This window comes from Prevotella nigrescens (assembly GCF_031191185.1).
GTDB classification, from domain to species: Bacteria; Bacteroidota; Bacteroidia; order Bacteroidales; family Bacteroidaceae; genus Prevotella; species Prevotella nigrescens.
Genome location: NZ_CP133464.1, coordinates 85,906 through 110,952, shown reverse-complemented (window position 1 = coordinate 110,952; position 25,047 = coordinate 85,906). Strand labels below are relative to the sequence as shown.

Here is a 25,047-nt window from a genome sequence, read left to right as displayed (position 1 = left end):
TGCACACTACTCAACGCAGTATGCACACCCTATAAACGAAAATATAAAATTGTTGGAGTTAAGAATCAGACGTCCTCCAACATTCTCACGCTTGAGAACCTAAACTGTATATTTTTCTTTTGTAGCGTAGTATCGTTTGCCTGCTTCCACCTGACGGGCAGCCGAGAAGTTGCTTACACGTTTCATGTAACCGATGACGCGTGTAAGGTAATCTACATTCGTAGAATGGCAGTGTGGGCACTCTTTCAGGTTGCGCTTGTCGATGTGTCCGCACTCGTTGCACACCGTGTTCGGTATATTGAATGTGAAGTAGTTGCACCCTTCTTCGGCAGCCACACGCATTAGCTGGCGGTATTGCGCCTGCGACAGGTGCTCGTCAAGGTTCATGTGCAGTGCCGAACCGCCCGTAAGGTGTTCTATGTAGGGCGCGCCGTGCAGGCGGAACTTGTCGAGAATGGTGAGCGAATTGTCTTCTACGCGATAGAAATAGCTGTTGTAGCAGTCGCGCGGTACGAAATATCCGTCGGCTTTGTCCCACTTTGCATGCTTCACACCTACGTTTTCGGCAGGTATCATCTCGCAGTTGAACATGGCTTCCTTCGTGCGATACTGCTTGTTGTAGGTCTCTATGAGTCCTAAGACGCCCTGCACGTATTCCTTATATTTGTCGTTTGGCGTAATGTCCAAGCCCATGAACTCTGCCGATTCTACCAGTCCGTTGATGCCAATGGTCAGATACTGTCGGTCGATGTTGATGTATCCGGCATCGAAGAGCGGCAGCATGTGGTGGCGCAGCAGGTCTTTCAGGTTTTCGTTGTATGCCAACTGCACCTTGTGGCACAGGTCGATGACGTGCGACAGATACTCCTTGTAGTCCATCTTCTTGTTTACAGCGTACTGTACGCAGCGGTTCAGGTTGATGGTGAGCACGCTCTTCGAACCCGTAGACACTCCTCCGGCCCCCAAAGTGTATGAGAAACCGTTGTCCTGAATTTCGTTACGGAGACGGCAGCACGAGCTTAGCGAGTCGGCATTGTCGCTCATGTAGGTGAAGAAACTGTGCCCCTCGGCATACATCTGTGCTGCAAAGTCAGCCCATTCGGTGTCGCGGCATTCGCCGTTTTCAGAGAGCAGAGCCATCGTTTCCACAGGGAAGGTGAGCACAGCCTTGGTGCGTTCTTGGTTAAACCACTTCATAAAGCGTTTCTGCAACCACGATACGCCTTCCCAGTCGGGCTGCGAACCGTCCGGGAAAAAGAAGTTTCCGAAGAGCGATTCGAAGTAGAACTTGTCGTAGTAAGATATGTTCCAGAACACAGCCTGATAGTTTCGGGCACCCGTTGGTTGGTTGAGCGAGTAGACAATCTGCTCGAAGAAGTCGGTGATAATCTTGTCGATGGTGCGCTGTTTCAGGCTCAAGTCCACCACCTTGTCGGGGTGTTGCCAGTAGTCCTTGCCGTATTCCTGCTGTATGAAGTAGTTCATGTACATCAGGAATTCGGGTGTTGCACATGCACCGGCGAGCATACTCGATACCATGAACACCATGTTGATGAAGCCGCCGCAGAAGCTTTTCAGGTTGGTGGGGGCGGTAGAGTTGCCTCCAATCGACGTTGTTCCGCCAATAAGCCATGGGTACATGGTGATGGAAGCGCAGTAGTTGGCAAGGTTTGTCTCGTCGTTCTTATATATAAAGTGGTGTGTCAGCAAGTGCAGATACTCGTCGGAGAGTTCCTTTCCGTACATCTTCTTGATGCGGTCGGTCAGCAATCGGCGGTTCAATCTGATGAAACCTTGCTTTGGAAGCTCGCCTATGAGGGTGGCAATGTTCTTGTTTTCCACGTTGGCATTGGCGTCGAACTTCGAGCCGGTGGCTGCATTCTCGGCATGACAGTAGTCTGTCAGGAAGCGCATCTTCTCCAATACTTCCCTGTCTTCGGTGTGTTGGTGCCGGTAAACAATGAAGCTTTTAGCCACTTGGTAGTGTCCTTCCTTCATCAGAGCCTCTTCCACTTGGTTCTGAATGTCCTCTACCTTGATGTCGTCGTGAACCTTTATGTTCGCAAGAACCTTTGAGACTGTACCAAGGTCGGTGGGTTCGCCTACACTGTCGAATGCCTTTATGATGGCATTCATAATCTTGTCGAGTGAGAAACGGTCTTTGGAGCCGTCGCGTTTTGTAATTGTGAAATTTCTCATTTTATCTTTTCAGTATGTCTATACGTTTTTAAACGTTATTGGTTGAGTTGTTTTGTTGTTCTTTCTGGTTACCGGATTAATTTTTTTGGTAAACTTTATCCGATGCAAAGATAGATAAAAGAAAACAAATAACAAGCACTTTTTACAGATAAAATTTTCTGTCTTTTTAGTAGCCTATATAGGTCTTTACTTGTAACATCATGATTATCAGTATAATATAAATCTACTTTAAAGCTACTGTTCTTTGCTTATTTAGAATAAAAAGAAAATGTATTGTGTTTTGAAAGTGATGGAAGTTTTCTGTTTTGGAAAACTTTTCGTGAAATGATGAAGATAAAGTTGTCTAAAAAGAAGCGCTCTTTTGTGTTTTCCCTGTATAGGTGTTTCTATGAAAAATAATATCCATGGTGCTCCTGTATTCCTAAAAAAATAGGGTGTTCTTTGTGTCGCTATAATTCCTAAAGCTCCCAAATGCCCCTGACGAGCGTTTATTTTGTCAAGAAAAGTTTTAGTTCTGGCAGTTCTTCCGTTGCCACCTTGCGACCGTGTTCGTAGGTTTCCTGCATTTTTTCGGGGTTGTGCGATGTGTGTCCAATGGTAAGTCCCGTTTGTGGTCGGAGCACGAATGCGTTGCCTTGCAGTTCGGCTTGTTGTACCAAGTCGAGCTGTCTGTTGTACATCATGTGGCGTTCTGCCAGTGCTTTCAACATTCTGGGGTGGTGGTGCAGCTGCAAATGCATCAGCGGCATCAGCTTGTTAGGTTGCTTTTTGTAGCCTTTGGGTTGTGTCAGCACCACCACATTGCGCTCGTAGCCCTGCTTTTGGAAGAAGGCAAGCGGAATGGAGTCTGCCACACCTCCGTCCAAGAGGCGTTGTCCGTTAAGTTTCACTATTTTAGAAGCCAATGGCATTGATGCCGAAGCACGCACGAATTCTAATTCTTCATGGTCTAACGTTTTCAGTTGGCGGTACACCGCCTCTCCCGAACCCACGTTTGTGGCTACTGCCCAGAATTCCATCGGGTTGTTGCGGAATGCTTCGAAGTCTACGACATCGAGCTTGTTCGGTATGAAATGGTAGGCATATTCAGCCCCAAAGTAGTCGCCCGTGGTAATAAGCGACCGCAACGAGGCGTAACGCCAGTCGTTTGCGAAGCGTTTGCTGTAGCGTATGACGCGCCCTATCTGCCCCGATTTGTAGTTGCAACCGAAGGCAGCGCCTGCCGAAACGCCCACGGCACCGCTGAACTGAATGTTGTTTTCCATCAGGACGTCGATTACGCCAGCCGTGAACAAGCCACGCATTGCGCCCCCCTCCAATACCAATCCTGTCTTCATAACGATTATTTAGTTTTGCGGAACTGCGCTTCGTGCGCTGCAGTCTACCTTTTCAGTGCCTTTCTTATAACTTGTGCGGCGATGGGAGCAGCCACGTCTGCCCCGAAGCCGGCGTTCTCTATGAACACCGCAATGGCAATTTTCGGATTGTTCATAGGTGCGAATGCTATGAAAGCCGAATGGTCTTTGCCTTGGTTCTCCACCGTTCCTGTTTTTCCACAGATGACATATTCCTTTGTGTTTATGTCGCGGGCGGTTCCCCACGCCACGGCAAAGCGCATGCCATCTATGACGGGCGGATAGGCATTAGGGCTTGCCAGCGTTTGTCTGCGCTCCGTAAAGCGTTTCGGCAGAGGGTGTTCTGCCGTGTTCGGGTGAATGTGTGGCGTATAGAAATAGCCACGGTTGGCAATGGTAGCTGCCAAGTTGCAGAGCTGAAGCGGCGTTGCGGTAATGTCGCCTTGCCCCATTCCTGTCCAGATGATGGTGAGCGGACGCCAGCCAATGCGGTATCGACGAGCCAAATACGCCGAGTTGGGCACCAAGCCGCCTTTCTCTCCCGGCATGTCGATGCCGAGCGGACCGCCTAATCCCATGCTCGTCATGTAGCTATACCATTTGTCTATGGCTGCCGAATAGGTGCCGTACTTCGCCTTGTTGCCTATCATGTTTTCGAAAGACTTCAGGAAATAGGTGTTGCACGAAGTGGCGAGAGCAGCCCGAAGCATAAGTGGCGAGCTGTGTTTGTGGCACTTCACCTTGATGTTTTCTTCTCGGAAAGCACCGTAGCAAGCCATTTTTGTTTCGGGTTTCAGCGTGCCTTCCGACAGGAAAGTCAGTGCCTGTGCCGTTTTGAACGTAGAACCCGGGGCGTATGCCGTGGCAATCGCCAAGTCGGTGTCAGGACCATCGGGCGAGTTGGTAGCCAGGCAAATCACCTCTCCCGTGCTCGGTCGGATAGCCACAATGCTGCCTTTGTGCCCCTTCAGCAGTTCGCTGGCTAACTGTTGCAGGTCGGGCAGCAGCGTTGTAGAAGCCTCTGTTGCGGTTGTGGCAGCAGGTTTCTTCTCGTCAGTCGTTGTTTTCTTCTCAGTCGTTGTATTTTTCTTAGCCGTTTTTTTGGTTGTTTTCGGTTTGTCGGGGTACAGCCGCTCCATCTCGCCGTGGTATTCTTGCGCCATGGCTGTGGCTGTAGCGAGCATGCAAAGTGCCCCAATAATGTATTTTTTCATCTTCTTTAATTTCAGATTTAGGTATGCAAAGGTAGCTAAAAGATTGGATTTTCGATGCTATTGGCGTATCCGAATTGACGTTTTTTACCTTATTTTACGAGAACGATACATGCTGCTGATGGGATAAGGCTACCGTGGAGAGCAAGGAAAGACGGGCGTTGCAGGAGGGAGGAGGAGGTGAGAGAGTCGGCAAGCAAGGTGCTTTGTGGGGCAGGGGTTATAGGAGGACATGGGGATATTCGGCATTATAGGCAGGGTGGGACGCTCGGCATCTTTCTGATGTAACCGTTTTGGCAATGCAAAAGAGCCTGTTTTGGAAGGCAAGACAGGCTTTTTTACCGTGCAAAACCCATTGTTTTGCATTACGAAACAATAGGTTTTGTAATGCCTTGATTATGAAAACGTTATATAACACTTGCGTTTATGAAAAGTTTTGACACGATTTAAGGGAAACGTATTATTGGGCTAAATAGGCAGAGACACTTGCTCTTGCTCATTTGGATAGACGAAAACAAAGCGATTGTTCGGGTGTTGTGTGTAGGCAACCATTCCGCATCATTCAAGAGATTATGGCATTCCGTGTCCACATTGCAAACAATTCATCTACAGACAATTACTCCTTTCCGTTGTGTGGCAGATTTATGGAATGTCGAAAAATATCACGATTTTTCTCTTTTTCATTTGTATAGTTGAAATAATATCTTTATTTTTGCAAAACTTAATAGATTTTTAAGACAAATAAAGAAAGATAAAAGAACAGCCGTTGCCTTACACCTTATTATATATAAGGCACAGGAAAGGGGAACGTAGCAGTCAGTAATCTGAAAGAAAAGAGTAATCTTCAGGCAGGTCGGCACGTGGCTTTGACGAAAGACAACTACCTTGTGCGTACTGCCAACGCCACACACAAGGTGGTAGGAGAGGTAAGGTCGGGCAGCCGTTTGCAGGCACGAGGCGATTGAAACCTTGTTCGTCATCATTGCAGTGGCATACAAATACTAAATTTATTGCTTATGAAAAAGAGAACTAACTTTATGTTTGCTGGGATATTAGCACTTTTGCTGTGTCTGCCGTCGGGACTGATGGCACAGAGCAACAGCCAGCGTGAGAGTAAATTGCGGAATGTATTGTCGGGCAGGCGAGGTGGTTTGGTGCTGGGTTCAACGCTGAACATGCCTGTCGGTTCGCTCCTGAACACAGATAGTCCACTGCTGCAGGCTGTGGGCACACCATTGCAAAAGCCCTTCGGCGCACCCATACTGAAAGCCCCTGCAGGCACCGTTCTGTGGGGAAACGTCATTCACCAAGATGGCTGGAAGGTGGGTTCGGCTGCCTACGGAATGTATTCGGTGGGCACAACTGCCCCCATTCAGGTGAATGCGTTGGGTCTTATGAACTACATGGAGGTTAATTCGGGTAGTGGAATCGTTGGCGACGTGTTCCATGCAATGTATTTGGACCTTTTGGCATACTCGGAAGGTCGGGTCATAGTACATCATTACACCTACGATATAGACACGTGGGAACAGCTGTCTGACGACAATTTGGGCGAAGACGGGCTGTCGCTGTGCGCCATGGAAACGGCACAAGACCGCAATACAGGCAAAATCTACGGCGTGTTCTGGGACGAAAGCGGCACGAACCTGCAATGGGGAGTCATCGACTATGCCAAAATGAAGCGTGAGTTCATCGGTTGGGCGGAGCGTCAGTATGTGGCTCTCGGCATCAGCAAGGAGGGAACGCTCTATGGAATAGCACTCGATGGCAACCTGTACTCTGTCAATACTGCCGATGGAAAGGAGACACTTATCGGTCCGACCGGCGTTACCGTGAAGGATTCGTATGGCAATTATTACCAGCAGAGTGGCGAAATAGACCAGAAAACCAATACATTCTACTGGGCAAGCATAGACCAGGAGGGCAAGTCGGTGCTCTATAATGTAGACCTTGCTACGGGTCGTGCCAACAAAATTGGCGATATGCCTGCCGAAACGCAGGTGCTGGCACTGACTATTCCTGCGAATACGGCAGCTCCCGAAGCTCCTGCACGCATCGAAGACCTCAAGTTCGTGTTCGATAAAGGCAATACTACGGGGCGCATACGGTTCACTGCGCCAAGCAAGAAGATAAACGGTGAGCCTCTCACGGGCAACCTTACGTACTATGTTGTAGCCAACAACGACACTGTGAAGAAAGGCGTTGCAGTGGCAGGTTCGAAGGTAGATGACGAAGTTACCGTACCGGGGGGCGACACAAAGTTCCTTGTTACCACTGCCAACGGTGCAGGCTCGTCGCCCAAGACCAGATATAAAGCATGGGTTGGCTACGATATTCCTGCCGACATAGAGCGGGTGAAGTTCAGCTACGACGGTACAACGGCTGTCGTAACATGGACTGCCGTAACGCAAGGGCAGCACGGAGGATATGTAGGCGACGTGAAATACGACGTGAAACGAATGCCTGACGGCGCGCAAGTGCAGACCGATGTTGCAGGCACAAGCCTTTCCGTAGCGTTCGCAGCCACCGAATTGAAGAAGTATAGCTTTGTTGTTACACCGAAGGCAGGCAACCGTGAGGGCAAAGGCATTGTTTCTAATGGAATAGTTATCGGCAATGCGCTTACGCCACCGTTCAAGGAAAGTTTCTACGACGAGGAGTCTTTCAACAACTTTACCGCAATAGACGCCAACGACGACAGCCAGACATGGGAGTGGGGATTGGCAGATGACTTTAAGGGACGCGCACAATCGGGCTATAACCCTAAGGGTGCAGCAGACGACTGGCTCGTGTCTCCACCGTTTGAACTGAAAGCCGACCGGCTCTATACCGTTTCGTTCGAGGCATACAATGTACTTGCCGCAGAGTACAAGGAGGTGATGGAGATTGCTTGTGGCGAAGGATACAACCCTGCAACCTATACGAAAGTGAGTCAGCCGATAGTTGTTCCGAAGACACAGACGAAGTTCTCTTACGAAATCAGGGTACCGAAGGACGGCACATACCGCTTGGCAATTCACGACCGAAGCCCTTATGCACAATGGCGTTTCTATGTCCGAAACTTCCAATTGGCACTCGGCTCGCTCTTTACAGCACCCGATGCGCCTACCAATTTCAGCGTAACCGTAGATCAAACAGGTGCAGAGAAAGCCACATTAAACTTTACGCTGCCCACAAGAACCATTGGCGGCAATGCACTTGCTGCACAGCTGGATTCGGCAGTGATATATCGCGACGATGTTAAACTCGGCGTAATGAAGCATCTGACAAGCGGTGAGAAGGTGAGCTATCAGGACAACAAGGTTGCGAAAGGCACACATATATATAAGGTGGTAGCCTATAACACGGCAGGAGCAGGACGCGAAGCTGTGGCGAAAGCCTTTGTCGGACCCGATATGCCTGCTGCACCAACCGGTTTGAAGGCATTGGACAAGAGCACGATGGCAGCTCTGTCATGGGACAGGATTTCTACGGTCGGAGCCAACGGTGGCGTTGTCTTCCCCGAAGAGGTTACCTATAACGTCATCGCAATGAAGAACGCCAAGGAACCTGCCGACACTTTGGCATCGCTCAAGGATAAAACCAACTTCGATGTAACGTCCATCAACCTCAACGATGGCGAACAACAACACTTCGTTTATTGGGGTGTATCGGCGCAGAACCAACGAGGCAGCGGCGCTATCTCAACGACTCGACTGGTTGCCGGTAAGGCTTACAACGTCCCATTCAGGGAGAGTTTTGCCAATGCATCGCTCTCTTCACTGGTCTGGTTGGCTGAAACAAAGGGCACATCGTGGAAGATTAGACGTGGCATAGCTTGCGATAACGACGGCGGTGCACTCTGTTTCGAACCGGCACATGCGGGCGATGGGAGCGTCTTAGGTACAGGAAAGATTTCACTCCTCGGTACTACCAATCCGAAATTGATATTCAACTACGGGCGTAAGGACCTCCCTGACACCAAGCTCGTTGTGTTTGTGCAACGTCCTGACGGTACACGCACTGAACTGAAGACTATTGATTTCTCTAAGATAAATGAACAAACGCCATGGCAAACCGAAGTTCTGCCATTGAACGGATTTGAGAACGAACGCTACATATTCGTTGGTTTCAAAGCCATCAGCGGCAATAATCGTGCACCAATCTTCGTCGATAACATTCGCGTCATGGAGGTTCAGCGACACAATCTGGCTGTTACCGTGTCTGGAACAGGCAAAGTTATCAAGGGACGGAATGCCAAACTGAACGTAAAAGTAGAGAACATAGGCGAGAAAGAGGCAGAAGAATTTACTGTACGCATAAAGTCTGGGGACAAAGAAATAGCAAATTCCACGCAAACAGAGGCACTTGCATCATTCAGCAATCGCACGCTGACTTTCGATGTTCCTACATCTGCCATCATTGCAGAGGCGAAAGAGATGAAAGTTGAGGCAGAAGTTGAATACGACAGGGACTTGGACAACACTGACAACAAAGCCGAACTTACCATCAGACTCGAAGATTCTGAAAAGCCAAAGGTTCGGGATTTGCGTGGAGTAAGAGAACAATCGAAGGTATCGCTTATATGGAAAACTCCTGATACAGAGCCAAAAACCGTAACAGAAGACTTCGAACGCTACGACGCATGGTCTACGGAGTTCGGCGATTGGACTTTGACAGATGGCAACAAAGGCTATGCAGGCGGTTTCTTCGACGACCTTTGGTATCCCAACCAGTTCACGCAGTTTGCCTATATCATCTTCAATCCCTATGTCTTGGGCGAAGATGTGCCACGTCTTAATCCGTGGTTGCTGCCGTTCTCGGGCAAGCAATACGCTGCCGTTCCATACGAACTCGATGCCACCGGACAGGCTTACGTGAACAGCGACAACTGGATTATCAGTCCGAAACTCTCCGGTCAGGCACAAACTATCTCGTTCTATGCGCATAATATGATGGTGAACAACGTTGCCTATATTGAGGATTACGACGTGCTTTGCTCGAAAACAGGAAATGAGATTGCCGATTTCACCAACGTCGTGCTCAAGAACCGACAAGCCATATCGGGCGAATGGGAGAAGATAACCGTCAGCGTGCCTGCAGGTACAACCTACTTTGCAATCCATCAGAAGACTCCGCAGACAGGTCTTATGTTCGGTATCGACGACGTAACCTTCACCAAGGCGATGCCTGTACCCACGTATTACGGTATCTATCGTGCAGGAGAGCGCATCGATAAGGTAGCTGCAACACAGTTCTACTACGTAGACAACAACGCAGGAAACAATAATCGCTATGCCGTAACAGCCATTTATGCCGATGGAACGGAGTCTGCTCCTGCTGAAGTCAGTATTCCTACGGGGATCGACAACGTTGTCATGGACGGCAAACCGGTAGATGTCTACTCCATCGACGGCAAGCTTGTGCGTCGCCAGACAACCACTCTTCGTGGTCTGCGCAAGGGCGTATATGTTGTAGGAAACAAGAAAGTAGTAGTAGAATAGACAATTTTTTGTCGGTGTCTTCGTTCTTATAAGTCGGAGACACCGACACTTCTCAATACCATGGGTAATGGAAAAAACGAGCAGCAAATGCTGTTCGTTTCCCCATCGGATATTCATTTTAAAAAAAATATATATATGAACGTTAAACAAAACCTATTCGTAGCCTTTGCGCTACTCATGCTTCTGCCTTTGACAGCGGGAGCTAAGCCACGCGCAAAAGCCGATATGAAGAAAACTGCAGCGCGTGCAATAAACCTACAAACCACTTTAAACTCCAACAAAACAAATGCTCCTGCAAGCAGCGCAGCCCGAAATGCAGGACAGTTACGCGAGTTAAAGCATACAAAAGCCTATTCCATATTTGGATATACCCACGGCGGATTTGCCGTTATCTCGGCAGATGACCTCGCACCCGAATTGCTTGGCGTATCAGAATCGGACTATACACAAAGCGACAACCCCGGTTTCAACTGGTGGCTGAAGGCGATAGACGAGGTAATAACCAAGGCTGTAAAAACCAATACACCACTCACTGTAATAAAGCCGGACCCCGCCAAGCATAAGGCAGAGATGCCAACGATGCTTACAACGACCTGGGGACAGCAGATGCCGTACAACAAATTGCTGCCCAACACGGCAAAAGGACGATTGCTTACAGGGTGTGTGGCAACGGCAACGGCACAGGTGCTGAACTATTTTAAATACCCGTTGCGAGGCATTGGCTCGCATACTCTGTACTATCCAGCCAACGATACCAATGGAGATGCAATCGAAGCGAACTTCGGAAACACCGTTTACGACTGGGCAAACATGAAAGACGACTACAGCGGAAACTATACAGACCAAGAGGCTAACGCCGTTGCTACACTTATGTTGCACTGTGGTGTAGCATCGGAAATGCAATATGGCGGGCCGAACGAGGGCAGTGGAGCTTTCATGAAAGACTGTGCCGAAGGCTTACGCACCTACTTCGGATTTTCAGAAGCAGAACATTTGGTTCGTGCAGACTATTCTTCTAATGAATGGATGGACATTGTTTTCGGAGAATTATCGAACGGACACCCACTCATTTACGGCGGTGTCAGTCCAGGGTCAATGGGACAAGACGCCGGACACGCCTTTGTTTTAGATGGCTATAACAAGGACGGCTTGGTGAGCGTGAACTGGGGTTGGAACGGCGAAGTGAACGGTTACTACAAGATAGACCTGCTTAATCCGGGCACAATGTATTCTTTTACTGCCGACCAAGACATAGTAAGAGGTGTGCACGGAACGGTCAAGAACCTGACAAACCGCACCGTCCGTTTGCCTGAAGCTGGCGTTTTGGCTGACAGCATTCCTGCTGACATGCGCGGAAACATAGGTGAACTTACATTGACAGGAGAAATAAACGGAGCCGATTTCCGTGTTATCCGCGAGATGGCAGGCCGCGATTACGAGGGAAAATTCACACAAGGGTCGCTCTATATGCTCAATCTTAAAGGCGCAAAGATAGTAAGTGGTGGTGGAGCATACCTGAAAGACGGTAACCTGACCACCTCTGACGACAACCTTCCGGAGCGTGTCTTCTACAATTGCAATAGCTTACGCAAGCTCGTTCTGCCCGATGGACTGAAGACAATCTCCGATGGCACGTTCGCATTCTGCCGTGCTTTGGCAACAATAGAGAACATTCCGGCTAACGGAGGCGACAATTTTGTTTACAACGATGGACTGTTCTTGAGCAAAAACCGCAACGAAATCATTAGTGCTGTACCAGGAATGTTAAAAGACCTTGTGGTTCCTGAAGGCATGACCGCCATTCACGACTATGCGCTTGCAGGCTGCATAGGACTTAAACGTATTGTCTTGCCAGCCTCAATCACTAAGTTAGGCAAAGAGAGCATGGCTGGTTGCCACAGCTTGAGCCTTATAAAGACATTTGCAAAACAGCCTCCAATGCTGGGAAAAGACCCACTTCTAAGCAGTCCAACCAACAGTATCATCTTGCGAGTACCCATCGATATGAAGAAAGCATACCGCGGATGGGCTGGTCTTCCCGTTAGAAACATCAAAGAGTTCGGCAGCATTGTAACGGTGCGCAATACCATTCGCGAATACGGAGAGCCTAATCCGAACTTCGGATACAGCATTCGTGGCGAGTATTTAGAGGGCAAACCAAAAGTTACTTGCGAAGCCAACGAGAAGTCGCCTGTTGGCAAATACGAAATCCATATAGACTATGGTACCATCGCAGACAAGACAGTTCAGCTTGTAGGAGGTACGCTGACGGTAGACAAGGCAATGCTTACTGTCAGCACCAATGACGTTACACGCCAGGAAGGAAAGCCTAATCCGGAGTTCGTACTTCGCTATAGAGGCTTTGCAAATGGCGAGACCGAGCAGGTGCTTACCAAACTTCCAGTTGCCACAACCACTGCCACCGAGAGCAGTCCGGTAGGCGAATACGACATTATAATAAGTGGGGGAGAGGCTCAGAACTACAGATTTACCTACAAAAAGGGTAAGCTTACCATTGCCACTGCAGACGGAATAGAGCACGCCGATGCAACCCTTGAAGGCACTCCGCAGCCTGTTTACTCTGTATCGGGCACGAAGGTGGGCACTACTGCCACTCTTTCTACGCTTCCTCCAGGCGTGTATGTAGTGAACAAGAAGAAGGTTGTAGTGAAGTAAACTGCGGCTTTCACGAAGTAAACTGAAGTAAGTGGCGAAGTAAATTCTTAGCTATTGCAAGGTAAATAAAAGAAAATGGCGAAGTGAATTTATGGCTACGATGAAATAAATTAACTGTACGAGACGAAGAAGAGGACTCTGGACGTGTGTATTATTACCCCTCCTTGCAGTTCGTTGCAAGTGTAGGGGCGTCCTCTTCTAAGCTCGCACAGCAAATAATAGCTACGGCCTCTGGTTCTGCCAGAAGCCGTAGCTTTTTTGTTTTTGGAGGTTATAGGTTTTTGGGGAGACTGTTTGTACCTGGAATTCCAAGTGTTGTGAGTGTCTCTGGGAGCTTAGGAAGCCTGAGCCTCTGGGGATTTTTGGTTGTTTTAAGGGCTTAACGCGAAGGCAGTTTCTTGCCTTTGTGCGAGATGAAGAACCAGTCGTCCGATGCCCAATACCAATGACCATCGTTGCAAGAAGGTTCCGTAACCATCTTTCCCGTATTGGTTACTTTTGCCTTTCCGCCTTCGAAGGGACATGCAAACTTGTATTTAGGCTTTATAACCACGTTGCCAAGGGTGTCGGCAAAGCCGAAAAGTCCGTTCCTGTCCATAATTCTGAAGCAGCCTTCAGTAGGATAATCCGGTCCGTTATCGAAGTTGAACACGTAGAAGAGCATCTTCCCTTTATTGTCGATGCACCTGATTTTTCCGTCCTTATCGCCCACGAAGCCTATCCGGACGATAGTATCCGTGTAGCTGAATAGGTACTTGCAGTCTACAACGGTATCGCCCTTTGCATTTACATAGCCATATAAGTCGTTCTTTTCCACCACGAAAAGCCTGCTGTCTGTGTGGACACAACCTGCAAAAAACAGCGCGACGGTGATTAAGACAAGACCGAGGCGTCTGTTCGGAAAGCTTATTTTGCTGTACTTTTGCTCCATTCTTTTAATTCAGTTTATAGAAGTCGCCTTCGTTGTTGATGCGATAAACGGTTATATGACTTCCCTTTTCGTCTACTGTTTTTACGTATATGGTTCCGTCAGAGAATATTGCAAAGCTTTCTTTTTCGTTGTTGTAAGAGCTGAAGGCTAAGACGTTGATGCAGTTATCGATATTTATAGAGTTGTTTCGATAGGTGAATATAAGGAATTCATCGTCCTCGTTATAGTTTAGACAGACGAATATTGGGAAGCCTTTATAGCTGGGTAGCTTCACAAAGTCGAACCCACCGCCACTTTTCATTTCCTCTATGCGGTCGCCAGCAAGCACCTTCAGTTTACTTTTATATGCACGTATGTTGTATTGCTGGGCGTGTTTGCTGCTCATTTCCTTATCAATATCTTTATACAAATCGGCATCTGTATATACTAAATGTGCGGTTGGAGAAGGCAGCCCTTGGTCTTTTCGCCTGATGTACTTGTATACTCCGACATATCCTCTGCAGTATAATGCAAGATACTTGCCCGTGTAAATGTATTCCAGCATGTCGCTGTAAACGTCTTTCATAGTGGATTGCAGAAGCAGAACGGGGACAGATTTGACAATGTTGATGCCTAAATTGGCAAAGTATTTTGTGAGAGAAGGATAGTAAAGGGCATCGCGTTGATACATGAAAGGGTCGCGTACGGTGCGGCAAACCTTCAGTTTCTTGCCGTTTAAGTAAAGGGTTGAGTCGCCGAAAAGCTTTATTTTCATGCTTTTCAGTTCATCAATGGGACTGCTATCCGAGTCTCCCGTGTAGTCTTTATACCACGCAAGTTCCCAGCTGTCCTCCGTTTTGTATTTCTTGGCTGCATATTTTGCATGGATAGCGTCCCAGTTTGTGGTGGCATTGTTATTTTTCTGCTCTTTCGTATCGCTTTTCTCCTGCAACAGACTTTTTGCTTTGCCATTGCGTTGCACTGCTTTTGTTGATGCTAAGTTTGCGTTAGTTTGGCGGCAACCTACAAAGAAAAGGAGACCAACCAATATATAAACCATTTTTTTCGTCATACTGTTATGTTGCTTAAGTTGTTCTATTATGTTGCTGTCAAGCATATTTGCTGTGGGGGTGCGTTACCTTTTCTCCAATAGTCTTACAATTTTTGCCGACTTTTGGCTACGTGCAATCGAGATAGGAGTTTGCCCTGTATTGTTCTTTACATTTCGTTTTGCCCCGTGTTTCAGCAGCAATTGTACCATATTTATATTCTTCTTTTCTACCGCAACCATTAAAGGAAAACTTACATTATCGCCTCCGAGATTGCCTACGCCATCAGCTTTTGCACCGTTTTCTAATAAAAGAGATGCCATTGGAACGTTGTTCAAGTTGCAACACATCATCAATGGGCATAGCCCATCTTCGTTATAAGGCTGGTTAGGGTTGGTTCCTAATGCCAACAACTGCCTTACAAGATTCATATCGGCGTTGTTTATAGCCATATAAAGTGCATCATACGTAAACACATCGTCAGAGCAAACACAGCCAATATCAGCCTTTCTTTCAATAAGTTTCTGTGTAGCAGTCTTGTTTTTATACAGTAATGCATACCCCAAAAGTGTATAAGCGTGATAATTGTCTGCAGCTATCAGCGAGTCGATGTTGCCAATATGCTTAATGTTAGCATCTAGTTCGGCAAGATTGTTTACCTTTATTGCCTTTATTGCCAGTGCATAATAATTTTTGTGCATTACAGTTTTGCGCACTGTTGGCCGTTTTTTTCTAATGGGTTGTGCATAGTTTGCCGTAGCGAAGGCTACCAGTATGATGCACAAAATTAGGCTTCTGAATCTTTCCATAGTTGCATTTGCTTATATCATCAGGTTGTCTGCTGCCTACTTCCTTGCTGTTTTATATTCATTGGTTATACGTTTCGGTTTTTTCTTTCGGGGATTCCTTGTCCACAATATGCTTGATTCGGCAGTTGCGAACGAGTAAAGAAGTTTGGCAAACAACAACGACTGTTGGAAACAAAGTTATAAAAATAACTTTATACACCCACCATTTTCAGTCACTTTTTTGTGAAATTAACAGTCGTTTTAGGCTCTCTGTATCCATTTGTTCCTACCCTTTCTACAAACAAAAACACCGTCAAGGGTTGTACATAGCAATCTATCACATAGCTCGTTAGAACATTTCACACACCCAATATACCTATATGCTCTTTCAAAAACCCCCTTTTTGCGTTGTAAAAACCCCCTTTTTGTACACCAAAAACCATACTTTTGCACGCCAAAAACCATACTTTTGTTCTGCGGATATGTAACATACACTGAATGAACAGGTTGCGAACATTCCGCAAAACATCAACGAACACCACAAAAACACCCAACGAACATTCACAAAATGCACCACGTCTCACCCCAGGCGTAGGGGACCGATTCATCGTGCCCGTATCCTTACATTGTCAAATCCGTATTTCCCCATTATCAAATACGTGTATTCATTTCATCGCAAACGCGTTTCTATTCGTCATTTTGTGGATATATACGGATATGCGGGCGCAATAAATCGGTCCCCTAAGGCTGCTAACGGTCTGCCATAACGCTGCTAAAGGATTGGAATAATATGGCAAATATTCTGTGAAATATTCACGTTCGCCCACGAAATGCGTTGCGAACTATTTGTAACAACATAACATATAAAAAACAAAAAGCATACTTTTGCATTGCAGATTACACCTTATTATATATATAGCACACTTCTAACCAGAGAGTATACCTCCTTAAATTGTATCACAATTCATTGTAATAGCATCAACTTTGCCCCCATTTCGTTAAATAGAAACATAGCATCCGCTCCCCATTTTAGATGATGTTTACAAAGTAAAATAGCCATACAAGGACATTTTAAACACTAAAACAAATAGAACATATACCCTAATGTAGGTATTTTTGCGCAAAAATAAATCTTTTTTATCTAAAAATACATAATATTTAGGTATTGCGATGAAAGAGAAAAACACTTAATTTTGCATTCAATTATATTAGTTTACATTAATAACACAAAGCTATTTTATGAACAGGATAACTACAAGATTGCTCGCAGGAGCCTTGTTTTGCGGCTTAACAACCACTGCAACGGCACAAGTAAGTGCGGCAGATTCGGTAATGAACCATGTGAAAGGAAACAGACTTAGCTTAGGAGGATACGGCGAAGCAGCCTTTTCGCGCAACTTTTATAGCGACAACGGAAACCGTTACACCACACCGCGACTTTATAAAGACGACCCCAGTCATGGGCGGTTCGACATTCCCCATGCAGTAATCTACCTTGGATACGACTTCGGAAAAGGCTGGAGTCTGGGTTCAGAAATAGAGTTTGAACACGGAGGAACAGGCTCATCAATAGAGTACGAAGCCGATGAAGCAATAGAATTTGAGAACGAAACCGAGAAAGGAGGCGAGGTGGAATTGGAGCAATTCTGGCTTCAGAAATCATTCGGGAGTGCATTCAACATCAGGGCAGGACATATTGTAGTGCCCTTCGGACTGGTAAACGCACACCATGAACCGCTGAACTTCTTCACCGTGTACCGACCGGAAGGCGAAAATACCATACTTCCAAGCACGTGGCACCAGACCGGTATCTCGTTCTGGGGGCGTAAAGGCGACTTCAGATACGAGGCGCAGTTCGTCGCAGGATTGGACGCTTACCACTTCAGCCGCGCCAATTGGATTCAGAAAGGCACGTCAAGTCCGTTCGAATTCGAGGTTGCCAACAAGTATGGGGCACTCGCACGTATCGACAACTACTCTGTCCCGGGACTTCGCATAGGTGTCAGCGCATACGCCGGACAGTCCATGCACAACAACGTACCACACGACAGCGAACGGGGAGCAAAGAAAAAGATAAAAGGAAACGTTTATCTTGGCAGCCTGGACTTTACCTTCAATCGCTTCAACTGGATAGCACGAGGCAACATTGACTACGGTTACGTAAGCAATGCAAACGAAATTTCCAAGTTGGCATACCCTAACACACAATACGTCAAGCCCTACGAATCGGGCAACGGAAAGAACTTTGGCAGCCACGCAATGGCAATGATGTTTGAATTTGGCTACGATATCTTCTCACAATTCGACAGGCTGCGCGCCGACAACCAACGTCTTTACCTCTTCGGACACATTGAACATTACGACTCTTACATACATGGCGCAACCAAGAAGTGGACCAACAAGACCATTTTTGCGGCTGGTATAAACTACTATCCAATACCACAGATTGCCATAAAGGCGGAGTATAATTATCGAAATCTGAAGAAAGGATACAACGACGAGCCAGCCATCAACATCGGAATAGCATACGAAGGCTTCTTCCTATAATAAGAAAAACCCCACGTTTGCAACTCTGTAAAGATACCGTTTGTAGAAAAATAGGGATAACAATTCATCAAAATAAGTCATAAACAATAAGTTTTAAATTCAGATAACAATGAAAAAAGTAACAAAATTAGCAATGCTTTTGCTGGCAGGAACACTCTCAACGGGTTTCGTTTCATGCAGCAGCAGCGACGATGTAACACCAAGTCCACTTGTAACAGAAGAACAACAGACCGAGTTAAACCAGGCAGAGAAAACCAGTAGCGCAAATGCCCGGAAGACAGAAATGGGTAAAGTAATAGCCAACTATCTCGAAACGGTTGTTAGACCAACCTATGCAGACTTGGCAGGCAAGGCTGATATTCTCTACCAGGCCTGCCAGAACCTTTATCAAAAACGTAAGGCTGGCAAACTTACACAAGGCGATATAGATGTTGCCTGCGACGCTTTCAAAAATGCAAGACGCGACTGGGAGCAGAGCGAAGCATTCCTTTACGGTGCCGCTACCGACAATGAAATAGACCCACACATAGACTCTTGGCCACTCGACCACAGCCAGTTGTCGCAGGCTTTGAACGATGCTGCGGTCATTGCAGGCATCAATGGCGAGAACCCAACGAAGTATGTGTACGACAATAATGGTAAATTCGACTCAGTACTTGGCTTCCACGGATTGGAATTTGTACTCTTCCGCAATGGTCAGAACCGTACAATAGCAGCCTTTAATGCAGAAAAGGAAACCGAGACGGGACTTACATCGGTTAAGACCATAGACGAAGCAGCCTTTGCAGCTGCCGTGTCTGGCGACCTTCGCAATATGACTTATCTATTGGAATACGGCTGGTTAGGAATATCAACACCTCTTTCTCACCAAAAACAATTGGCAGATGCAATGTGGGTTATCAATGGTACACGCCACCAAGGACTATCACCTAAGAAGCTTCCATACCGCGATTACCTGAGATATACAACCACCGAACAAGGCTGGTTCCCAACATGGCACGAAGCATTACAGAACGTTTTCGTAGGCGGTTGTTCTAATATTTGCGAAGAAGTAGCTACCCAAAAACTTGGTCAGGCATACCGTGTCGCAACCGGAACAGGTACATCTGAAGATGCTGCAAACTACATAGAGTCTCCTTACAGCAAGCGTTCGTTCCAAGACTATCAGGATAACATCTACTCTATCAAGAACTCTTTGTATGGTGTTCGTGGCACAGAGATCATTTCAACTCCTGTAGACAACTCTATCATGAGCTTCTTAAAGAAGTACAATTATCCAAAATACAACGACTTAGACAATGCTCTCAACGAGGCAATTGGCGCATTGGAAGCTGCAAAGAAGAGTGGTGTAGCCTTCATCGATAACCCTGGAGCAGCACAAGTTAAGAACTGTATTGACAAGGTAAGTGCACTCAACGACGCACTCAGCGAGGCTGCAACATGGATTAACCAACAGGCTGATAAATAAGCAAATAAGTTGAATTCACCTGCCAAAGATATTAAAAGCGTAGTCTTGTCCTATGGCAAGGCTACGTTTTCAGACGTATATTAATTCAATAAAGCATTATGAAACACAACAATTATCTTGGCTATCTGCTTGCTGCAACGGCTCTAAGCTCGCTTGTTGCGTGCTCGGACGACGTTACGCCGCCCGGTCCCGACCAGCCACAAGAGCCTGAAGCACAATACGTAGGGCAAGCAGTTGGCAACTTTAAAGCGGACGAATGGTATCCGGGAGGCAAGCTCGGGACAACCGAAAACGTTTCTTCCAGCTGCTACGAAGACAATACTCCCGCTGTGGATCAGCAAGGATTGGCTGACCTTTTCAACCAAGGCGACCTCATGGCGAGTGCAAAATACACGCTAAGCACGCCTCCATACAAAGGCTGGGGACCCATTGCTTCGCGCCGTTCGTGCGAATATTGCCACTCCGGAGGCTATGCACACGGGCACAGTCGCAGCAACATGGAGCCTGTAAAGGGCAATGGCTACATCGTTTCAGTGTACTATCCAGACGCACCAGGCAGCAATAACGGTACGCCGATAGACCAATTAACCACCTTTACAATGCTTCAGGCAGTGGAGCCGTTCCTCCCACCGGTCGATCCAAAGCAGATTAACATCACCTGGCACGACGTTGCTGCCATGCCAAGCGGACTGCCCATGCAGTTCCCCGACGGCGAAAAGTTCAGTCTCCGCTATCCTTCTGTAACCATTCCAAAGACTGCTTTCAACACCGATCCTAAGCCAAGTGGCTACGAAGTGCGCCTTATTGCATCGTGCAACTTCCAGGGACTCGGTCTGATAGATGCCATTTCGAACGAAGATTTGGCTGCCCAATACAAGCAAGAGGGAAAATTTGCGGAGCTTAATCCCGAGTTCTGGGACAATGCAACCAAGACTTTGAAAGCTGATGCATGGGCAGAAGATGCTTTCGGAAACAAGTTCTTAAAGCGCTTCAACTACGATTTGCTCGATGGTTGCCTGGAAAACGACGTTGCATTATGGGACGAATTGAACGTGCTCCGCTCTGATATCAAGCACATTTGCTCTACCGAAGCGTGGGCAAAAGCCATGTCGGAGAACAGCAATGTAATCGACTACATACAGCAACATGGTGCCAACCCATCATCGTATGTGCACCCTTACTACAATGATGGTACGCGCGAAGGCATTAAAAAGGCAGTGGCTTACCTGCTCTCTCCGGGCGATAATGTAGACCTTTACAACAATCCTTACTTCAACTTCAAGCCCGAAATGAGCGACGATGCCTACCATGCGTTCATGGTTTGGCACAGAGGTATAGCCGTTCCACGTGCCCGAAACCTCAACGACAAGGCTGTCCAGCGTGGTAAGGAACTGTTTACGGGTGAGTTGGGCTGTGCCCACTGCCACCGTCCTTCGTGGACAACAGGTGCCGACAACCACGGTTCTTCCAAGATATTGGGCACAAAACAGCTGCCTAAATATGCTCATCAGACCATCTATCCATATTCCGACTTCATTCAGCACAAGCTCGATATGAAGAACGATATACACGGTTCGTGGTGCCGGACAACGCCTTTGTGGGGACGAGGACTATCTCTTCTCAATTCAGGAGCCGAAGACCGTCTGCACGATGCACGCGCCCGCAACGAGATAGAAGCCATCATGTGGCATGCATACAGCAAGAACAGCCAGGCATACAAGGCTGCCTTCAAGTTCTATAACTTGCCAAAAGCCGACAGAGATGCCGTGGTCAAGTTCATACGCTCTATCTAACAAACATTGGATTCGATCATAAATGACGAGAGGAAGATGGTGTCCTGAAAAGCGATTTCCATCTTCTTCTTTATCTTTTAGCACATGCAAATAAAGAAAACACTCCAAAAAATCTACGTACTCATTATTGTTGTGATGGCGGTTGCAACCGTTATTGGGAAATACACGGGCTTGGATTACGTATCGAATAACATCTTCGGAGCATGGTGGTTCAGCCTTTTGTGGGCTGTAGGCACGGCGTTAGGCATTGTCTACTTCGTAAAACAAAAGGTCCGCCGCCCCATTATTGTGCTCTTGCACCTGTCGTTTGTCGTTATTTTAGCAGGTGCCTTGCTTACCCATTTAACGGCAAAACGAGGAACAATACACCTTCGACAAGGCAGGGCAACAACCACTTACACAAACCTGGAAGGCGGAAACGGGGAGCTTCCTTTCACGCTTTTGCTCAACAAATTCAGTGTTTCTTACCATGCAGGCAATATGGCTGCCATGGACTACGCATCGAATGTAACCGTCAGCAAGGACGAAAGCAAGTCTCAACACAATATATCCATGAACAACATATACACCGGCTATGGGGTTCGTCTCTGCCAAAGCAGTTACGATGATGACATGAAAGGCTCCTACCTTTCCGTCAATTCCGACCCTTACGGCATACCCGTTACCTATACGGGCTATGCCCTTCTGTTCTTCTCTTTGGTGGCAATGCTCACCGAACCCAAGGGAAACTTCCGCCATTTGCTCCGCACCAATGCCGTAAAAGGCACCGTCTCGCTGTTGCTTTTATTGGTTGGCACTGCTGCAAAGGCACAGACGGCACTGCCAAAAGCCGCAGCCGACGAGTTCGGAAAGGTGCTTATAGTGTACAACGGGCGCATTTGTCCGGTGGAGACCTACGCCATCGACTTCACCAAAAAGCTCTATGGCAAAGCAAGTTATAAGAAATTCACTCCCTGTCAGGTGCTTACTGGCTTTCTGTTCTGGCGTCAGGAATGGATGCGCGAACCCATTTTGCGAATCAAAGGGAGCGAACTGCGAACCAAATTGCGCCTGAACGAATACATTGCACCCATCAGTTTGTTTGCACAGCAAGGCTATATTCTTGGTCCATACTTGCAAGATGCGCAGGGCGAACAAGACGAAATAGCGAAGCAGATACTCGATACCGACGACAAAATGATGCTTCTGATGAACCTGATACAGGGCGAAACGCTAAAGATATTCCCCTACACAGCCCCCAACGGCAGTGTAGATTGGTTCGCACCTACCGACAAGCTGCCTCGTTCCATGCCTGCGGCTCAACAGCAATACATACGCTCCATTCTCTCTTTAGCGGGGCAACTGGCTGTGCAAGACAAGGTTGGCATGCTCAACGACCTTATTTTTAAGTTGCGAAAATACCAATATCGCTATGGCGGATCTACCGTCCCGAGCCGTACAGAAATAGGTGCCGAACGCATATACAATAGTTTTCAGTTTGCAACGGTGCTTTTCATCGTCAATCTTACGCTCGGCTTGCTCTCCATATTCTTTCTTGCCCGTCCTCGTAGATATGCCCTTTTCACGTGGCTCATGGGGCTGTCGTGGTGCGTTCTCACCTTTACGCTGGCGTTGCGGTGGATAATAAACGGAACCATACCCCTTGCCAACGGCTACGAAACAATGCTTCTGCTGTCGTGGCTTATTATGATTGTGTCGATTGCAACCACACGTAAGCTACAGATTATGACCACTTTCGGACTGCTTGCCAGTGGCTTTATGCTCCTTGTGAGCCATCTTGGCGAAATGGATCCCGGCATAACGCCCCGCATGCCCGTGCTCAACAGTCCGCTGCTGAGCATACACGTCAGCATCATCATGGTGTCTTATGCACTGCTTTCGCTCACTTTTGTCTGTGCAGTGGCGTATTTCTGCACCCGACGAAGCACCAAGGCGAACATCGTTCAGATAAATTCGCAGCTCACAACCCTATCTCAAATCTTCTTATATCCTGCCATCACCACGCTCGGACTGGGCATTTTCATCGGTGCCATCTGGGCAAACATCAGCTGGGGCAACTACTGGGGGTGGGACCCAAAGGAGACATGGGCGCTCATTACCTTCATGATTTATGCCATACCGTTACATTCTTACAGTCTGCCACAGTTCCGAAAGCCAGACAAATACCACCTTTTCATGTTCCTGGCATTCCTTAGCATACTGATGACATACTTTGGCGTGAACTACATTCTGGGCGGTATGCACTCCTATGCATAGTTCTTCGTCCAACCGATAACTGTAAAGGGGGAACTTCACATAGGCACAACAGCATCCAAAGTGTAACTTGTTAATAAACAATGTGATTGCCGTACGCTTGCTCTTGAAATGCGACAGAATGCAGAAAAATCACAAAAAAGTTGATAATTCCATAAATATTTCCTACATTTGTAGCATTGAAAGGCGTGAACGGGCTATCTGCACAGAGGGCTGAAGCTCCCGACAAGGTAGATAAGAGGTTGCATTGAAGTGCAGGAAAGACTGCATACACGGCACTTCTCTGCTGTTTCCCACACGCATTGAATGACTATTTTCCTAACTTATAACAGAACATTAACAAAGCGTATGAAAAAGCCAGGCACTGCCACATCAGCCGAGAACTACACCAACGAGTCGAAAATCATCAAATGTTACAAACGCTACGCACCGCTCTACGACCTGCTTTTCGGTAGCGTATTCCAGCAAGGGCGTCGGGCAATCGTCAAGGAAATGAAGGCAATTGACACCAAAGACGTGCTCGAAGTGGGCGTAGGAACCGGGCTTATGCTGCCGATGTATCCGCAGGACGTAGCAGTTACAGGCATAGATATCTCCAAGGAGATGCTCGACAAAGCCCAAGAGAAAGTGGACAGAGACTGCACTGCCACCGTGTCGCTGATGCAGGTAAATGGCGAGCAGCTGCCGTTTCCCGATAATCACTTTACCTGCGTTACGCTGCCCTACACCTATTCAGTTACCCCTGACCCCTTTAAGCTTATCAACGAGGTGAGGCGCGTCTGCAAAAAGGACGGTTTCATCATCATCGCCAACCACTTTTCGGGCGTCCGCTCCCCGTGGGCTGTGTTTGAAAAGATAGTCAGTCCGTTTGCCACGAAGATAGGATTTCAATCCAAATTCTCTTATCAGACCTATGTGGAGAACCTCGACTGGAACGTAGTGAAGAGTTATTCGTGCAATCTCTTTGGGCTTTCGCGCATCGTCGTGGTCAGGAATGACTGACGGAACGGACTGCTCCGGCACTGCCTGCGAGGTGGACGGAGACCCCACTCGCCACCTTTTCCAGAGATGGAAGAGGATAGTTTGCTTGCTGAAAGGGCACTTTCCTGTATTTCGCAATGTTTTGAAATGAAACTTGTACCCATTGGCTATCAGTAGGCTGCGGCTTATCTGCAATGGTTTCGGCAACTGTATTGGTTGATAGGTGTTTATGTAATTTTGATGTTTTATCGGACAGCAATCAATCAATCGCTATGCTCTGGCATTTCAAAACCCATTGTTTTGCACGGCAAAAGAGCCTGTTTTGCATCGTAAA

At 47.3% G+C, this 25,047-nt stretch carries 13 protein-coding genes; 7 read left to right on the top strand and 6 right to left on the bottom strand.

Annotated elements, in window-relative coordinates; genetic code table 11:
* Nucleotides 1-99: 99 nt before the first annotated feature.
* The 3 genes from nrdD to RDV52_RS00370 all read right to left on the bottom strand — a co-directional run bounded on the left by nrdD (nucleotide 100) and on the right by RDV52_RS00370 (nucleotide 4,768).
* A complete protein-coding gene (gene nrdD / locus RDV52_RS00380; RefSeq protein WP_004361774.1) occupies nucleotides 100-2,199 on the bottom strand; it encodes an anaerobic ribonucleoside-triphosphate reductase in 2,100 nt (699 codons plus the stop codon).
* A 488-nt stretch (nucleotides 2,200-2,687) separates the two neighbouring features.
* Nucleotides 2,688-3,536 (bottom strand): patatin-like phospholipase family protein, encoded by an 849-nt coding sequence (locus RDV52_RS00375; protein WP_004367431.1) that lies wholly within the window; start codon nucleotides 3,534-3,536, stop codon nucleotides 2,688-2,690.
* 44 nt (nucleotides 3,537-3,580) lie between these two features.
* Nucleotides 3,581-4,768: a penicillin-binding transpeptidase domain-containing protein gene (locus RDV52_RS00370; protein WP_004367430.1), complete on the bottom strand. Its 1,188-nt coding sequence runs from the start codon at nucleotides 4,766-4,768 to the stop codon at nucleotides 3,581-3,583.
* Nucleotides 4,769-5,781: 1,013 nt separating this feature from the next.
* On the opposite strand from RDV52_RS00370, the gene RDV52_RS00365 reads away from it, so the two are divergent.
* Together RDV52_RS00365 and RDV52_RS00360 are read left to right on the top strand one after the other, a co-directional pair.
* Entirely contained in the window at nucleotides 5,782-10,248 is a 4,467-nt protein-coding gene (locus RDV52_RS00365; RefSeq protein WP_004367429.1) for a choice-of-anchor J domain-containing protein, read from the top strand.
* A 135-nt stretch (nucleotides 10,249-10,383) separates the two neighbouring features.
* Nucleotides 10,384-12,924, top strand: coding sequence for a C10 family peptidase (locus tag RDV52_RS00360; protein WP_040557288.1), 2,541 nt, complete (start codon nucleotides 10,384-10,386; stop codon nucleotides 12,922-12,924).
* 379 nt (nucleotides 12,925-13,303) lie between these two features.
* Here the strand turns inward: RDV52_RS00360 and RDV52_RS00355 are convergent, their stop codons facing one another.
* The 3 genes from RDV52_RS00355 to RDV52_RS00345 are packed head-to-tail and all read right to left on the bottom strand — an operon-like array spanning nucleotide 13,304 to nucleotide 15,692.
* Entirely contained in the window at nucleotides 13,304-13,855 is a 552-nt protein-coding gene (locus RDV52_RS00355) for a WG repeat-containing protein (protein ID WP_040557195.1), read from the bottom strand.
* A gap of 4 nt (nucleotides 13,856-13,859) precedes the next feature.
* Nucleotides 13,860-14,951, bottom strand: coding sequence for a hypothetical protein (locus RDV52_RS00350; protein ID WP_004367426.1), 1,092 nt, complete (start codon nucleotides 14,949-14,951; stop codon nucleotides 13,860-13,862).
* A gap of 18 nt (nucleotides 14,952-14,969) precedes the next feature.
* Nucleotides 14,970-15,692, bottom strand: a complete 723-nt coding sequence (locus RDV52_RS00345; RefSeq protein ID WP_004367425.1) for an ankyrin repeat domain-containing protein — start codon at nucleotides 15,690-15,692, stop codon at nucleotides 14,970-14,972.
* A 1,218-nt stretch (nucleotides 15,693-16,910) separates the two neighbouring features.
* On the opposite strand from RDV52_RS00345, the gene RDV52_RS00340 reads away from it, so the two are divergent.
* From RDV52_RS00340 to RDV52_RS00320, 5 genes are all read left to right on the top strand, one after another.
* Nucleotides 16,911-18,218 (top strand): hypothetical protein, encoded by a 1,308-nt coding sequence (locus tag RDV52_RS00340; RefSeq protein WP_004362431.1) that lies wholly within the window; start codon nucleotides 16,911-16,913, stop codon nucleotides 18,216-18,218.
* Nucleotides 18,219-18,327: 109 nt separating this feature from the next.
* Nucleotides 18,328-19,686: an imelysin family protein gene (locus RDV52_RS00335; protein ID WP_004367423.1), complete on the top strand. Its 1,359-nt coding sequence runs from the start codon at nucleotides 18,328-18,330 to the stop codon at nucleotides 19,684-19,686.
* Nucleotides 19,687-19,784: 98 nt separating this feature from the next.
* Nucleotides 19,785-21,479 (top strand): di-heme oxidoredictase family protein, encoded by a 1,695-nt coding sequence (locus RDV52_RS00330; protein ID WP_004367422.1) that lies wholly within the window; start codon nucleotides 19,785-19,787, stop codon nucleotides 21,477-21,479.
* 84 nt (nucleotides 21,480-21,563) lie between these two features.
* Nucleotides 21,564-23,735, top strand: coding sequence for a cytochrome c biogenesis protein CcsA (locus RDV52_RS00325; RefSeq protein ID WP_004367421.1), 2,172 nt, complete (start codon nucleotides 21,564-21,566; stop codon nucleotides 23,733-23,735).
* 345 nt (nucleotides 23,736-24,080) lie between these two features.
* The gene (locus RDV52_RS00320; RefSeq protein WP_004362437.1) at nucleotides 24,081-24,734 is read left to right on the top strand and encodes a class I SAM-dependent methyltransferase; all 654 of its coding nucleotides are present in this window, start codon (nucleotides 24,081-24,083) and stop codon (nucleotides 24,732-24,734) included.
* The last annotated feature ends 313 nt before the right edge of the window (nucleotides 24,735-25,047 follow it).